The organism is Sphingobium phenoxybenzoativorans, from assembly GCF_001757355.1.
Classification (GTDB): Bacteria; Pseudomonadota; Alphaproteobacteria; order Sphingomonadales; family Sphingomonadaceae; genus Sphingobium; species Sphingobium phenoxybenzoativorans.
Genome location: NZ_MINO01000042.1, coordinates 19312 through 33194, shown reverse-complemented (window position 1 = coordinate 33194; position 13883 = coordinate 19312). Strand labels below are relative to the sequence as shown.

Below are 13883 nucleotides of genomic sequence, written 5' to 3'. Positions count from 1 at the left end.
CTATCGGGGCGACAGGCGGGACCGGGACGGCCGCCCGCCCCGCTATCTGCGCGACAATGACCAGATCTATCGCGGCAATGACGGCAGCTATTATTGCAAGCGGGATGACGGCACCACCGGCACCATCGTCGGCGCGATCGCCGGCGGCGTGCTCGGCAATGTCATCGCGCCGGGCGGCAGCAAGACGCTGGGCACCATCCTGGGCGGCGCGGGCGGCGCGATTGCGGGCCGCGCGATCGACAAGAACGATATACGCTGCGAGTAGGCGCTTCGAACGGCGCCGCGAACAGGACGTCCGGGGGTGGAGGGGCACAGCCGCCGCTTCACCCCGCCCCCGCCTCCTGAGAAGGAACAAGTTCAACCGTCATCTACTTGTTATCCCGGTGATTTACTCTCCGTTGGGCAACAGGGAATGGTGCGATGATCGGAAAAATCATTTTGGCGGGCGCGGTGATCGTCGCGGTCCGCACGCTGGTCGGCGTGGGAGAGAAGGCGAAAGCCGCCGCTTCCCCGCCGCCCGCTCCGGTTCCGGTTACGGACATCTCGGTAGAGGATGCTTGGAACGAAGCCCGCCAGTCCGTACGGGAAGCCTCCGTCCCAACGCCACGTCCGGCAACGCCCATCGACTCGGAAAGGAATGCAACCGAACCCGCCTGACATCTTCCGAGTCGCTGCCGGATCACGCATCAGAACAGATGTTCAACTTGGCCGCTTTACCGTTGAAATCGCTTGGTTAACGCATTTTTCCCATAAATGCCGGGTTGGGTTGCACTGAGTCCGGGATGAACGTGACTCGCGTTAACCATATTCTCCATGCTAGACTTCGCAGCAGGATGGTGTCGCGGCCATCCCCAATGACAGGGAGCCGGACCACCGGCCCAAGACCTCAATTCCGAATCTGCGTTAGGAGGAGGCCGAACATGTTGGACGTGAACTATCTTCTGCATCGTCAGCAGATGTCTTTGCTCCGCGCTGCGATCGCCGACAGCCCTGAAAGCCGGGCCGCTCATGAGGGGCTGGCCAGGGAATATACCGCAAAGGTCCGGGCATACCGGCAACTCAACCGTCAGGCCGCCGCCGCCTGATCCCTCACCGCCGCTGGATCACCCGGTCCAGCAGCAGCTTGCTGTGCTTTGCGTCGTCGTCATTATTCTTCTCCAGCGCAGCGCTGATCTGCTGAAGCTGCGCCTCGGTCAGATGCTCTATGCCGATAAAGCCGTTGCGGGCGCTGCGGCTGGCCCGGATCAGTTCGTCCAGCTTCGCCTGGATCGCCGCCGCATCCCGGTTCTGGGCGTTCTGGATCAGGAACACCATCAGGAAGGTGACAATCGTCGTGCCCGTGTTGATGACCAATTGCCAGGTGTCGGAATAATGGAAAAGCGGCCCGGTGCAGCCCCAGATCAGCACAACGGCCAGCGCCGCCATGAACGCGCCCGGCCGCCCCGCCCAGCTCGCCACCTTATGGGAAAATTCTGCGAAAATCCGGTCCATGCCCATTCCTTCTCTCGACGCCGCCATCCGCGGCGCATCCGTAAAAGCCCTGTTCAGCTTGGCTGTGGCATAGCACGGCGATGGCCGTTTCACTCCCCCGCATCGCCGCGCTCGCCGCAGTTCCCGCCCTGCTTCTCGCCGGATGTGCGACTGTCTCTCCAGAGGCGAGGGTCCGCGCCAATCTGATTGAGGCGGGGCTTTCCCCCCGCATGGCCGGATGCATGGCGGAACGGATGGTCGACCGGCTGAGCATCAATCAGCTACGCCAGCTCAAATCCTTTGCCTCGGTGCGGAATGCCGACATGCGGGACATGACGGTGGACCGCTTCCTCTACAAGCTGCGCGCGCTCGACGACCCGGAGATTTTCTCCGTCACCAGCCGCGCCGCGCTGAGTTGCGCAATAGCAGGCTGACCCGGCGTCACTTCGCAAGTGATCCCGGAAAATGGCCGCAAAAGTTTTGCAATTTTGCAAAATGAATCTGCGAAGTAGGGCTGGCGTTCCCATTTCCCCTGTGCTTAAGCAGCCTGACTTAGTTATCCCCTCAGGAAAAAAGGGCAGGCTGCACCCATGAACATTCACGAATATCAGGCCAAGGAACTCCTTGCGAAATATGGTGCCCCCATCGCCGCCGGGTACGCCGCTTTCACCGTGGATGAGGCGGTGGACGCCGCAAAGAAGCTTCCTGGGCCGCTATATGTCGTGAAATCGCAAATCCATGCCGGTGGCCGCGGCAAGGGCAAGTTCAAGGAACTCGCCCCCGAAGCCAAGGGCGGCGTCCGCCTCGCCTTCAATCTCGACGAGGTGAAGGCCCATGCGTCGGACATGCTCGGCAATACGCTGGTGACGATCCAGACGGGTGATGCAGGCAAGCAGGTCAACCGTCTGTATGTCACCGACGGCGCTGACATTGCCAAGGAATTTTATCTGGCCCTTCTGGTGGATCGCACCAGCAGCGAAGTCGCTTTCGTCGTATCGACCGAAGGCGGCATGGACATTGAGGAGGTCGCCCACTCGACGCCAGAGAAGATCCACACCTTCTCCGTCGACCCCGCAACCGGCTTCATGCCCCATCATGGCCGCACTGTCGCTGCGGCTCTGGGCCTGAGCGGCGATCAGGCGAAGCAGGCTGCGAAGGTTGCGGAATCACTTTATAATGCCTTCCTTGGCACGGACGCGGCACAGATCGAGATCAACCCGCTGGCGCTGACCGAGCAGGGCAATCTTCTGGTGCTTGACGCCAAGGTTGGCTTCGATGGCAACGCCCTGTTCCGTCACAAGGACCTGATGGAACTGCGCGACGAGACCGAGGAGGATCCGGCCGAGCTGGAAGCCTCCAAATATGACCTGGCCTATATCAAGCTGGATGGCGACATCGGCTGCATGGTCAACGGCGCCGGCCTCGCCATGGCGACGATGGACATCATCAAGCTCAACGGCATGTTCCCTGCGAACTTCCTCGACGTCGGCGGCGGCGCGAGCAAGGAGAAGGTGACGGCGGCGTTCAAGATCATTCTGGCCGATCCCAATGTGAAGGGCATTCTGGTCAACATCTTCGGCGGCATCATGAAGTGCGACATCATTGCCGAGGGCATCGTCGCCGCTGCCAAGGAAGTGAATCTGTCCGTGCCGCTGGTCGTCCGTCTCGAAGGCACCAATGTTCAGCAGGGCAAGGACATTCTGGCAGGCTCCGGTCTCGCCATCGTACCGGCCGACGATCTGGGCGATGCCGCACGCAAGATCGTGGCGGAAGTCAAACAGGCGGCCTGAAGCCGAACAAAACATATCCCCAGGTAGAGGTTTAGACCGGAGGTCATACTATGAAGATCCTCGTGCCCGTAAAACGGGTGATAGATTATAATGTGAAGCCGCGGGTGAAGGCGGACGGCACGGGCGTCGATCTGGCGAACGTAAAGATGTCGATGAACCCGTTCGACGAGATCGCGGTCGAAGAAGCCATCCGCCTGAAGGAAAAGGGCGTGGCGACTGAGATCGTGGCTGTATCCATCGGCGTTGCGAAGGCGCAGGAAACGCTCCGCACCTCGCTTGCCATGGGCGCGGACCGGGCGATCCTGGTCCAGACCGATGATGAGGTTGAGCCGCTGGGCGTCGCCAAGCTGCTGGCCAAGATCGTCGAGGAAGAACAGCCGGGTCTGGTGATCCTGGGCAAGCAGGCCATTGACGACGACAGCAACCAGACCGGCCAGATGCTTGCCGCGTTACTGGGCTGGGGCCAGGGCACCTTCGCTTCCAAGGTCGAAGTTGCTGGCGATACGGTCAACGTGACCCGTGAAGTCGATGGCGGACTGGAGACGGTCGGCCTCAAGACACCGGCAATCATCACCACCGACCTGCGCCTCAACGAGCCGCGCTATGCTTCGCTGCCCAATATCATGAAGGCGAAGTCCAAGCCGCTCGCGACCAAGACGCCTGCGGATTATGGCGTCGATATCAGCCCGCGTCTGGAAACGCTCAAGGTATCCGAACCGCCCAAGCGGTCGGCGGGCGTGAAGGTCGCCGATGTCGATGAACTGGTCGCGAAACTCAAGGCTCTGGGAGTTGCAGCATGACAAAGACACTCGTCTGGGTCGAGCATGAGGGCGGCGCCCTCAAGGATGCCACCCTTTCCGCCGTCACCGCAGCCTCGAAGCTGGGTGAAGTCCATCTGATCGTCGCCGGCAAGGGTGTCGACGGCGTTGCCGCCGAAGCGGCCAAGATCGCTGGCGTTGGCAAGGTTCATGTCGCCGACGATGCCGCGTTCGACCATGCACTGGCCGAAAATGTCGCGCCTCTGATCGTCGATCTGATGGGCAGCCATGACGCTTTCGTCGCTCCGGCGACCTCGAACGGCAAGAATATCGCTCCGCGCGTCGCCGCTCTGCTGGACGTCATGCAGATCAGCGACATCCTGTCGGTCGAGAGCGAGGATACCTTCACACGGCCGACCTATGCGGGCAACGCGATTGCGACGGTCAAGACCAAGGACGCCAAGAAGGTCATCACCGTTCGCGGAACTGCCTTCGAAAAGGCCGCCAAGGAAGGCGGCTCCGGCGCGGTCGAGGCTGTTTCGTCCACGGGCGACAAGGGCCTCTCCTCCTTCGTCGGCGCAGAGATCGCCAAGCTGGAACGTCCCGAACTCACCTCCGCCAAGATCATCGTATCGGGCGGCCGTGCGTTGAAGGACGGGCCGACCTTTGAGGAACTGATCATGCCGCTCGCCGACAAGCTCGGCGCGGCTGTCGGCGCGAGCCGCGCGGCGGTCGATGCGGGCTATGTCCCCAACGACTATCAGGTTGGCCAGACCGGCAAGATCGTTGCCCCGGAAGTCTATGTCGCTGTCGGCATCTCCGGCGCGATCCAGCATCTCGCCGGCATGAAGGACAGCAAGACCATCATCGCCATCAACAAGGATGAGGATGCGCCGATCTTCCAGGTCGCGGACATCGGTCTTGTCGGCGATCTCTTTAAGGTCGTCCCGGAACTGACCGGGAAGCTCTGAGCACCTCGGACGATCCAAAGGCCCCGGCAGCGATGCCGGGGCCTTTTTCTTTCAACTCCGAATGTCGCCATCCCCGTCGATCTCGCCGGACAATTGCGCTTCAATCGCTGCATGATCAGGATGTAGCGGAGCAAATCTCAGCACCGCAAAGCCCGCCAGAGCCGACAGCAGCGATCCGGCAAGTATCCCCAGCTTGGCTTGTTCCACCATCTCCGGCGCGCCCGGAAAGGCCAGCCCACCGATGAACAGGCTCATCGTGAAGCCTATCCCGCATAGCAGGGCGACCCCATAAATCTGCGCCCAGGTAGCGCCGCGCGGCTTTGCCGCAAGGCCCAGGCGAATGCTCGCCCATACCGACCCGAAAACACCGATCTGCTTGCCAAGGAACAGCGCCAAGCAAATGCCCAGGGGCAATGGCGCAAGTAACGCCGCCACAGTAACATCGCCTAGGTCCAGCCCCGCATTGGCAAAGCCGAAAAGCGGCACGATGAGATAGGCGCTCCAGGGATGGAGGGCGTGCTCAAGGCGATGAAGGGGGCTGTCCTCCGCATCGGGCGTTCCCGGCGTCCGGCGGATCGGTATCGTCAAGGCGGCAAGAACCCCGGCGATGGTCGCGTGCACGCCCGACACCAGGATGGCGTACCACAGGACTATGAAGGCCAGCAGATATGGCGTCAGCGATCGCACGCCCATCCTGTTCATACCGTACATGACACTCAGGATCAGCAGGGCGGCCCCGATTGCGGCGATGCTCAGGCCCTGAGTGTAGAAAAGGGCGATGACCACCACCGCCCCCATGTCATCCACGATGGCAACCGTGACCAGGAACAGCTTGAGGGACATGGGCGCCCGCGATCCGAGCAACGCCATTACACCAATGGCGAACGCGATATCCGTAGCCGCCGGGATCGCCCAGCCATTTACAAGGGCGGCGTCGCCACCTGCAATCCACAAATAGATGACCGCAGGCACAGCCATGCCGCTCGCCGCCGCCACGGCAGGGAGCAACCGCCGCTCCCATGAGGAGAGGCGGCCATCCACGATCTCTCTCTTGATCTCCAGCCCGACGAGCAGGAAGAACAGCGCCATCAACCCGTCGTTGATCCAAAGATGCACCGTCATGCTGCCAAGCTGCCGCGTAAGGACCGGACCGATGTCGGTATGGATCAACGCATGATACAGATGGGCGCTGTTTTCGGAGATATTGGCGGCGACAAGCGCCATCACCGCGGCGAAGATCAGGATCACACCTCCCCCCGCTTCACTGGCGAGAAAAGACCGCAGAGCAGAGATGGGTTTGGAATTACTCATTATTAGTCACAGAGCGCATCGCGGGGCTGGGCGCAAGGGGGCATGTCCCAAAAGGAAACGTGCCCAGATTGGGGATAATGGGCGGTTCACCTTGTGCGCCGGGCGGGTTTATGAAACTCCTGATCAACCGATTCTGTGGGGGCAGAACGATCGCATGGGACTCGATCCTTTTGGGAATCCTATCTGCGGCGCAGCATGAGATCATGCTGTTCGCTGCGGTCGGGGTAGCTCTAGGCGGAATTGACGACCTGATCGTCGATATGCTGTTTTTCGTGCGTCATGGATGGCGACGTCTGACTGTTTACACCCGGCACCGGCCAATGAACGCCACGCGCATCCCGCTGCCGACAGTGCCCGGCGGTCTCGCTGTCTTTATTCCCGCATGGCAGGAAGCCGATGTCATCGGCCCCATGCTCCGCACATCGCTGCGAAGATGGGGTCAGGGCAATTACTGCATTTTCGTCGGCGTCTATCCCAACGACCCCGCCACATCGACAGCGGTTTCTGAAGCCTCTCAGGATCCCAGGATAATTACCGCCGTCACGCGGACCGACGGGCCGACAACCAAGGCGGATTGCCTCAACGCTCTCTGGCGCGCGATGCTGGAGCAGGAAAGCCATCGCGGGCAACAGTTCAAGGCGATCGTCCTGCATGACGCGGAGGATGTCGTACATCATGACTCCCTGCGCGTTCTGGATAGGCTGACGGACAGGTTCGATCTGGTTCAATTGCCCGTGCTGCCCCTTGTCAGCCAGCAATCCCAATGGATTGCCGGGCATTATTGTGACGAGTTTGCTGAATCTCACGGCAAATATCTGACGGTTCGGGAGGCGATAGGCGCTGCAGTGCCCTCCGCCGGCGTAGGTTGCGCCTTTTCCCGAAAAGCGCTGGCAAAACTGGCCAAGGCGCAAGACGGGTTTCCATTCGACCCCGCCTCGCTGACCGAAGATTATGAAATCGGGCTGCGCATTGCAGAAAATGGCGGGCGCGGCATTTTCGTCCGAATGCTCGACAACCGCAGGAAACCAGTCTGTACGCGCGAACATTTCCCGGAAACGCTGTCGGCCGCCATTCATCAGAAGGCGCGATGGATGATCGGCATCTCCCTGTCGGGATGGGACAGGCTGGGCTGGAAGGGCGGCATTCCTGAACTCTGGATGCGCTTGCGCGACCGGCGGTCCGCACTGGCGGCGCTGATATTATTCGCGGCCTATTTGGCATTCATCCTGTGGATATTTCTTACTGCCGCGGGGTGGTTGGGGCTTTACAGCGCCAGGCCGGTATCGCCTTTGTTGGTGGATTTGCTTTGGTTTAACGGAGTGCTGATGGCGTGGCGGGTTGCCATGCGCGCCCTGTTCGTCATCCGTTTCTACGGCGTCGAGCAAGGGCTGAGATCGATACCCCGCACAATCTTCGCGAATTTTATCGCCATTCTCGCGGCAGCGCGGGCGGTGCGGATTTATATCGGCATGTTGCGCGGACAACCCCTGGTCTGGGACAAGACGCAGCATCGCTTCCCCGCCGATCGACTGGGATATTATTGACGGTGACGGGCGGACGTCCTCTCCGCGCCTTGACGCTACTGTTGCTTGGCTGGACGGGTTGCCGCATGGCGATAGCCGGCCCCTGGGCGGCCAGCCAACCCTCGGCATGGGCGGCGGAACAGCCCTTATATGGCCGGCTCACCTTCGCCATTCCGGCGGGATCATCCTTCGAAGATCAACGCCAGGCAGTCGAACTGAAATCCGTGCGATTTGCGGCAACGCCGGGTAAAATCCTCCGGACGCCCATCCTGGATACGGATGACACCACGTCCAAGACGCCGGCAGCTACCGGCGCTCCAGTAGCGATGGAAGGCCACCAATATGCAGCGTCATCATCGGAAGCTACATTATTTCCTGAGCCTGTGTCCGGAACGCGCCCTGCAAACACCCTGTCCAATACGATTAGCCGCTGGTCTCTCGACGCTTGGATGCTCATTCGGAATGGAAGCTCCCACTTCAATCTGGCCAGCTATGGTCAGTTGGGCAGCTCCCAGGCAGGAGTCCGCGTTCAGTATGATCTGACTCCGGGCAGCAGGAGCCGCGTGGCGCCCTATGCTCGCATCACCAGCGCCCTGGCGCATCCCGCGGCGCCAGAAGCAGCCTTCGGCATCGGCTACCGCCCGGTCAGGTCATTTCCTTTCGACATCGGTGTCGAGCGGCGCGTCGCACTGGGTATGGGAGCGCGCGATGCATTCGCCATCGTCGCATCGACCGGATTTGGCCCCGCCACCATGCCCTTCGGCCTGGAAGCGGAAGGCTATGCACAGGGTGGCATTGTCGGTTTCCGCAATCGGGATGCCTTCGCCGACGGTAAATTCTCGCTCCGCACATATGTCATCGACGACAAAATTGCGCTGGGCATGAGCACTTCCGGCGGCGCACAACCTAATCTGACGCGCTTCGACATCGGACCGCAGATCCAGATGCGCTTTTCCAACGGCAGGATTCAATCGCGCATGGCTGCTGAATGGCGCCAGCGGATAACGGGGCGGGCACAACCTGGTTCGGGTCCTGCGGTAACGCTGGTCGCCGGCTTCTAAATCATATAGGAGCGCGAAGGCTCCCATATTAGCGCGACTGATGCCTTTATATCGCCGCGCTTTGGGACTAGGCCCGTTTGGCATGGATCTCTACCTGCCCATTGCGAATCTGTCGGTGAACGCCTTCGTCATTATCGGGCTGGGCGGCGTGGTCGGTTTGCTGTCGGGCATGTTCGGTGTGGGTGGAGGGTTCCTCACAACGCCGCTGCTGATCTTCTACGGCATTCCTCCGACCGTCGCAGCGGCATCTGCTGCGTCACAGGTCACAGGAGCCAGCGTCTCTGGCGTCTTCACGCATCTGTCCCGCAAAACCGTCGATATCGACATGGGCATAGTCATGGTGGTGGGCGGCATCGTCGGCGCGCTGATTGGCACCGCCCTTTTCCGGCTTCTCCAAACGCTCGGACAAATCGATACCGCCATTGCGATCCTGTATGTCCTGATGCTGGGTTCTATCGGCATGCTGATGGCAAAAGAATCCATACAATCCATCGTCGCTCTGCGCAGCGGCGTCCGGCCGACGGCAAAGAAGCGCCGTCATCATCCGCTTATTGCCGCCCTTCCGATGCGCTGGCGTTTCTATCGTTCGGGCCTCTACATTTCGCCGCTCGCGCCGTTTCTGCTAGGCGTGACGACCGGCATACTGACGATGCTGCTGGGCGTCGGCGGTGGATTTATCATGGTTCCAGCCATGCTCTACCTTCTGGGCATGACCACGCAGGTTGTCGTCGGCACCTCCCTGTTTCAAATCCTGTTCGTGACGATCGCCACGACCATGATGCACAGCATGACGACAAAGGCCGTGGACCTTGTCCTTGCCCTGCTCCTCCTTATCGGCAGCGTGGTCGGCGCACAGGTCGGTGCGCGCATCTCCATGACAGTCCGGCCTGAATATCTGCGCATGATATTGGCCTTCATCGTGCTGGTCGTGGCCATTCGTATGGCGCTCGGCCTCGGCTATCGGCCGGACGAGATATATACGGTGCAGATCCAGTGAAGATGGCGCGCCTCCTAATGTTCGCATTTGCGCCTCTCATGCTGGCCGCTCGTGCGCCGATGCTGGTTCCGGACGTTTCCCAGCGCGAAGTGGAAATCCAATACAGCTTCACCGGCGCGGAATTGCTGCTGTTCGGCGCGATCGTATATCCCGATGGCAAGGCGCCGCAAAAGCCAGCCGATATCGTTGTTGTTCTGAAAGGGCCGGATCAATCGATCACGATGCGCGAAAAGCAGAAGGTTGCCGGTATATGGGTCAATGCGGACAGCGCTCAATTCCGTTCCGCCCCCAGCTTCTATGCGATGGCGTCTTCCCGGCCGATAGACCGGATCGTCGATGAACGCACTGCCGCCATTTACGAGCTTGGCGTTGACAAGCTTCAGCTCTCTCCCGCTTCCTTGAATGACAGCGACGAGATCCAACGGTTTCAGACCGGCCTGGTCGATCTGCGGCGAAAAACCGGCTTGTTCGTCGAGCGGCCAGGAACAGTGGAGATCACTGACGGCGTCCTGTATCGCGCCCGCCTGCCTCTGTCCGCGCGCGTCATCGTGGGCGACTATACCGCCGAGACCTTTTTGGTGCAGGATGGGCGCGTAGTAGCCGCGGCGGTGCGTGACGTAACAATCCGCAAATCGGGCTTTGAAAGATTCATCGCCCTGGCCGCACAGAACTGGTCATTCCTTTATGGCCTGACCGCAGTGGCCCTTGCTGTGGGTCTTGGGTGGGCGGCAGGAGCGGTTGCGCGCAGGATTTAAGACCCGGCGTTCGATGGAAGGCGATCAATTCAATGTTAACCAGTCGCCTTTAATCCGGGCTGGTCCGTCGGCGGCTTTGCCGGCTTCGACTTGATCGAGTGCCGTATGAACGACATCCCAGCCGCGACGCAGTTCGCTCAGGCGCATAACGTGCAGACACATCCCGTATTGGGAGAGGCGATGGGCTGGGTCTTCCAGATTGCCGGGTCCAGTTCACAGATTCTGATTGATGCGGGCAGGCTGGCGAATTTCGCCCATGATCCCGATCCCTGCATCGCAATGGCGGGTCAGGTCGGCAGCCAAGTGAAGATGCGGGTCGGCGCGGTTTGGCTTGTCGCGAACATCCGCTCCATGACGCTCGACCGCAGAGACCCCGGCACGATCATTGCCGATATCGACTTTTTGGGCGAAGGGGATGAGGAGCGCCTGACCGGCAAAATCTACCGCTTCCGTCGTGGCGTAACCCGCTATCCCACGCCGAACACGGAAATCTTTCCTGTGTCGAGCGCCGATATGCGGCAGATTTATGCGGCCGACGATCGGGCGCATGTCCAGATTGGCACCGTATATCCCACCAAGGATACCCGTGCTGCATTGTATGTGGATGCCCTGTTGGGCAAGCATTTCGCGCTTCTGGGTTCAACCGGCACCGGCAAATCCACATCGGCGGCTTTGATCCTCCACCGCATCTGCGACCAGTCGCCCCAGGGCCATATCGTTATGGTCGATCCGCACGGCGAATATGCTGCATCTTTCAGGAATAATGGCGCCATCCACGACGCCACCAATCTCGCCCTGCCCTATTGGCTGATGAATTTTGAGGAGCATTGCGAGGTTTTCGTCACATCCGAGGGCGCGGAAAAAACGCAGGATCGCGACATTCTCGCCAAATGCCTGCTGGCCGCCCGCGCACGCAATCGCCTGGCTGAGGGCATGGCCCGGCTCACCGTCGATTCGCCGATCCCCTATCTGCTTTCCGACCTGACCACGATCCTCAGCAATGAAATGGGGAAACTGGACAAGGGAACCGGAACGCTTCCCTATATGCGCCTGAAGTCAAAGATCGACGAGATCAAGGCCGACCCGCGTTATTCCTTCATGTTTTCCGGCATGTTGGTAGCGGACAGCATGCAGGCGTTCCTGACCAAGATTTTCCGTCTGCCCGCAGAGGGCAAGCCGATCTCCATCATCGACGTGTCCGCCATGCCCTCCGACATTACTTCGGTGGTGGTGTCGGTGCTTGCACGCCTTGTATTTGACTATGCCATCTGGGCGCGGGATGAACCGCAACGGCCGATCCTGCTGGTGTGCGAGGAAGCGCACCGTTATATCCCGGCGACCACCACGGGCAGCGGTCAGGCCGTACGCAAAATCCTGGAGCGCATCGCCAAGGAAGGCCGTAAATATGGCGTTTCGTTGGGCCTGATCACACAACGGCCGTCGGATTTGGCCGAAGGTGTGCTGTCGCAATGCGGCACGATCATCTCCATGCGTTTGAATAACGATCGCGACCGCGCATTCGTCAGCGCCGCGATGCCGGAAGGGTCGAGGGGGTTCGTGGAATCCATCCCCGCGCTTCGAAACCGGGAATGCATCATCTGCGGCGAAGGCGTGTCGATCCCGATCCGCGTCGCTCTGGACAATCTGGAAGAACATAGGCGTCCGGCATCGAACGATCTGAGCTTCGGCGACCTGTGGCAACAGATAGGCAACGAGCCAGATATTCTGGAACGCACAATCACGCGGTGGCGCAACCAGGGACGGTAAAGGCTTAGCCGGTCGGGCTCATCCGGCCCGCCGGTTCTGCATCCGCGTTCAGGGTTTCCCGGCATTCCTCCTCGTGCGGCGGTGTGACCAGCCTGACTTTCCTCCACCCGCCATGCATATAGAGTGCGCCCGCCAGAGCGAATGAGATCAATGACCCGACCGGAAAACTGATCCACAGCGCGTCCGCGCCAATCATTGGGTACATCCAGTGATAAAAGCCGAGACGAACCGGATATAGCGCGATCAGCAGGATGATCAGCGGGCCGACGACTACGCCATTGGCCCGCATCGTGCCAAACAAAACCATCGTCATGCCGAACAGCAGGAAACTCCAGCTTGCCAGATATTGCATGTGGCGCGCTGCGTCGATCGCCGGACTGTGCCCTCCCAGAAACAGCGCAAGCGCAGGGCGATCAAAAAGCAGCAGAATGATGATCATGCCGCCCGTGATCACGAGATTGAACAACAGCCCGCTTCCAGTAATGCGGCTTACGCGATCCCATCGTCCTGCACCGATATTCTGCGCAGCCATCGCGCTCACGCCCGCGCCGATGGCCATGGCCGGCATCTGAAGATAGGTCCATAATTGCTGAGCGGCGCCATAAGCCGCCGTGATCAGCAATCCCTCACGATTGACCAGGCCGATCATCACGAGGCCGGATGCCGACATGACGATCATCTGTAGCCCCATGGGTAGACCTTTACCCGCAAGCACCTTCAATTGCGCCAACTCCGGGCGGAGATAGGCCAGTTCCGGACCACGCAGGCGAAGCGGCAGGTCCTTGCGATACATGTAGAATACCAGCGCAATGAAGCTGACAAAGCCGGCGAAGGCTGTCGCAGCGGCGGACCCCGCGATGCCCATTGCAGGAATGGGACCAAGACCGAGAATGAACAGAGGATTGAGACCAGCGTCCAGCAGTACGCTGAGTATCATGAAGCGCAATGGCGTGACGGAGTCACCGGCGCCGCGCAGCCCCATCATCATCATGACGCCCAGGAATGTCGCGGGCATGGCAACGAAGATGACCCGGATATAGTCAAGGGCCAACGGATAAGCGGGCGCAGGCGTCGCGAGGATTTTTAACAGCGCGGGCGCGCCAATCCACCCTCCAATCGCCACGATCATCGATAGACAGAAGCAAAAACCGACCGCCGAACCGAATGCGCGCCTGGCGGAATCTATATCGCGCGCACCCACGGCCTGACCGATCAACACCGTCGCCGCCATGCCGAAACCGAAAATGATCGAGAACATCAGGAACATGATGATGTTCGCATTCGCAGTAGCCGCCAGCGCATTTTCGCCCAGAAAACGGCCCACCCACACGGCATTGATCGATCCGTTGAGCGATTGCAGGATATTGGACGCCAAGGTTGGGACCGTGAACATCAGCAATGTTTTGCCGATCGGCCCCACGGTCAGGTCGGGCCTGGATGATCCGCCCATGCCGCTCATTGCCTACCCTCTCCTCTGGTC

The 13883-nt window shown here is 60.4% G+C and carries 15 protein-coding genes; 12 read left to right on the top strand and 3 right to left on the bottom strand.

The genetic code is table 11. The annotated features are described in order from the left end of the window. The 3 genes from BHQ40_RS16910 to BHQ40_RS26265 all read left to right on the top strand — a co-directional run. Positions 1 to 265, top strand: a 265-nt coding sequence (locus BHQ40_RS16910) for a glycine zipper 2TM domain-containing protein (protein WP_070156990.1), incomplete at its 5' end; no start/stop codon positions are given. Between the two features lie 155 nt (positions 266 to 420). After that, on the top strand, positions 421 to 657 hold the full coding sequence (locus BHQ40_RS16905; RefSeq protein ID WP_070156989.1) for a hypothetical protein: 237 nt from the start codon (positions 421 to 423) through the stop codon (positions 655 to 657). Between the two features lie 263 nt (positions 658 to 920). After that, positions 921 to 1085 carry a hypothetical protein gene (locus tag BHQ40_RS26265; RefSeq protein ID WP_171905887.1) on the top strand — a complete coding sequence of 55 codons (165 nt, stop codon included), beginning with the start codon at positions 921 to 923 and terminating at the stop codon, positions 1083 to 1085. A gap of 4 nt (positions 1086 to 1089) precedes the next feature. On the opposite strand, the gene BHQ40_RS16900 is transcribed toward BHQ40_RS26265, so the two are convergent. After that, on the bottom strand, positions 1090 to 1491 hold the full coding sequence (locus BHQ40_RS16900; protein ID WP_070156988.1) for a low affinity iron permease family protein: 402 nt from the start codon (positions 1489 to 1491) through the stop codon (positions 1090 to 1092). A gap of 80 nt (positions 1492 to 1571) precedes the next feature. Between BHQ40_RS16900 and BHQ40_RS16895 the strand changes: the two genes are divergently transcribed. From BHQ40_RS16895 to BHQ40_RS16880, 4 genes are all read left to right on the top strand, one after another. After that, positions 1572 to 1904 carry a hypothetical protein gene (locus tag BHQ40_RS16895; protein ID WP_070156987.1) on the top strand — a complete coding sequence of 111 codons (333 nt, stop codon included), beginning with the start codon at positions 1572 to 1574 and terminating at the stop codon, positions 1902 to 1904. 156 nt (positions 1905 to 2060) lie between these two features. Beyond that, the gene (gene sucC, locus BHQ40_RS16890) at positions 2061 to 3260 is read left to right on the top strand and encodes an ADP-forming succinate--CoA ligase subunit beta (RefSeq protein WP_070156986.1); all 1200 of its coding nucleotides are present in this window, start codon (positions 2061 to 2063) and stop codon (positions 3258 to 3260) included. A gap of 50 nt (positions 3261 to 3310) precedes the next feature. Further along, a complete protein-coding gene (locus BHQ40_RS16885; RefSeq protein ID WP_070156985.1) occupies positions 3311 to 4060 on the top strand; it encodes an electron transfer flavoprotein subunit beta/FixA family protein in 750 nt (249 codons plus the stop codon). Continuing rightward, complete coding sequence (locus tag BHQ40_RS16880) at positions 4057 to 4989, top strand: electron transfer flavoprotein subunit alpha/FixB family protein (protein WP_070156984.1); 933 nt, start codon at positions 4057 to 4059, stop codon at positions 4987 to 4989. The genes BHQ40_RS16885 and BHQ40_RS16880 overlap by 4 nt, the downstream gene beginning before the upstream one ends. A gap of 51 nt (positions 4990 to 5040) precedes the next feature. Here BHQ40_RS16880 and nhaA read toward each other — a convergent pair whose 3' ends face one another. Beyond that, entirely contained in the window at positions 5041 to 6300 is a 1260-nt protein-coding gene (gene nhaA / locus BHQ40_RS16875) for a Na+/H+ antiporter NhaA (RefSeq protein WP_070156983.1), read from the bottom strand. Positions 6301 to 6464: 164 nt separating this feature from the next. Here nhaA and BHQ40_RS16870 point away from each other — a divergent pair, with 164 nt between their 5' ends. The 5 genes from BHQ40_RS16870 (at position 6465) to BHQ40_RS16850 (ending at position 12403) form a co-directional block, all read left to right on the top strand. After that, positions 6465 to 7844 (top strand): glycosyl transferase family protein, encoded by a 1380-nt coding sequence (locus BHQ40_RS16870; protein ID WP_070156996.1) that lies wholly within the window; start codon positions 6465 to 6467, stop codon positions 7842 to 7844. Positions 7845 to 7909: 65 nt separating this feature from the next. After that, on the top strand, positions 7910 to 8884 hold the full coding sequence (locus tag BHQ40_RS25270; protein WP_139139342.1) for a hypothetical protein: 975 nt from the start codon (positions 7910 to 7912) through the stop codon (positions 8882 to 8884). 82 nt (positions 8885 to 8966) lie between these two features. Further along, on the top strand, positions 8967 to 9881 hold the full coding sequence (locus BHQ40_RS16860; protein WP_070156982.1) for a sulfite exporter TauE/SafE family protein: 915 nt from the start codon (positions 8967 to 8969) through the stop codon (positions 9879 to 9881). A 2-nt stretch (positions 9882 to 9883) separates the two neighbouring features. Further along, the gene (locus tag BHQ40_RS16855; protein ID WP_070156981.1) at positions 9884 to 10636 is read left to right on the top strand and encodes a TIGR02186 family protein; all 753 of its coding nucleotides are present in this window, start codon (positions 9884 to 9886) and stop codon (positions 10634 to 10636) included. A gap of 105 nt (positions 10637 to 10741) precedes the next feature. Beyond that, positions 10742 to 12403 carry an ATP-binding protein gene (locus tag BHQ40_RS16850; protein ID WP_070156980.1) on the top strand — a complete coding sequence of 554 codons (1662 nt, stop codon included), beginning with the start codon at positions 10742 to 10744 and terminating at the stop codon, positions 12401 to 12403. A gap of 4 nt (positions 12404 to 12407) precedes the next feature. Here BHQ40_RS16850 and BHQ40_RS16845 read toward each other — a convergent pair whose 3' ends face one another. Then, positions 12408 to 13862 (bottom strand): MATE family efflux transporter, encoded by a 1455-nt coding sequence (locus tag BHQ40_RS16845; protein ID WP_083276998.1) that lies wholly within the window; start codon positions 13860 to 13862, stop codon positions 12408 to 12410. Positions 13863 to 13883: the final 21 nt, after the last annotated feature.

Bases quoted from the DNA above. Each gene is read 5' to 3' on its own strand.
- BHQ40_RS16905 (WP_070156989.1), top strand. From the start codon at position 421: ATGATCGGAAAAATCATTTTGGCGGGCGCGGTGATCGTCGCGGTCCGC.
- BHQ40_RS26265 (WP_171905887.1), top strand. From the start codon at position 921: ATGTTGGACGTGAACTATCTTCTGCATCGTCAGCAGATGTCTTTGCTC.
- BHQ40_RS16900 (WP_070156988.1), bottom strand. From the start codon at position 1,491: ATGGACCGGATTTTCGCAGAATTTTCCCATAAGGTGGCGAGCTGGGCG.
- BHQ40_RS16895 (WP_070156987.1), top strand. From the start codon at position 1,572: ATGGCCGTTTCACTCCCCCGCATCGCCGCGCTCGCCGCAGTTCCCGCC.
- sucC (WP_070156986.1), top strand. From the start codon at position 2,061: ATGAACATTCACGAATATCAGGCCAAGGAACTCCTTGCGAAATATGGT.
- BHQ40_RS16885 (WP_070156985.1), top strand. From the start codon at position 3,311: ATGAAGATCCTCGTGCCCGTAAAACGGGTGATAGATTATAATGTGAAG.
- BHQ40_RS16880 (WP_070156984.1), top strand. From the start codon at position 4,057: ATGACAAAGACACTCGTCTGGGTCGAGCATGAGGGCGGCGCCCTCAAG.
- nhaA (WP_070156983.1), bottom strand. From the start codon at position 6,300: ATGAGTAATTCCAAACCCATCTCTGCTCTGCGGTCTTTTCTCGCCAGT.
- BHQ40_RS25270 (WP_139139342.1), top strand. From the start codon at position 7,910: ATGGCGATAGCCGGCCCCTGGGCGGCCAGCCAACCCTCGGCATGGGCG.
- BHQ40_RS16860 (WP_070156982.1), top strand. From the start codon at position 8,967: ATGGATCTCTACCTGCCCATTGCGAATCTGTCGGTGAACGCCTTCGTC.
- BHQ40_RS16855 (WP_070156981.1), top strand. From the start codon at position 9,884: ATGGCGCGCCTCCTAATGTTCGCATTTGCGCCTCTCATGCTGGCCGCT.
- BHQ40_RS16850 (WP_070156980.1), top strand. From the start codon at position 10,742: ATGAACGACATCCCAGCCGCGACGCAGTTCGCTCAGGCGCATAACGTG.
- BHQ40_RS16845 (WP_083276998.1), bottom strand. From the start codon at position 13,862: ATGAGCGGCATGGGCGGATCATCCAGGCCCGACCTGACCGTGGGGCCG.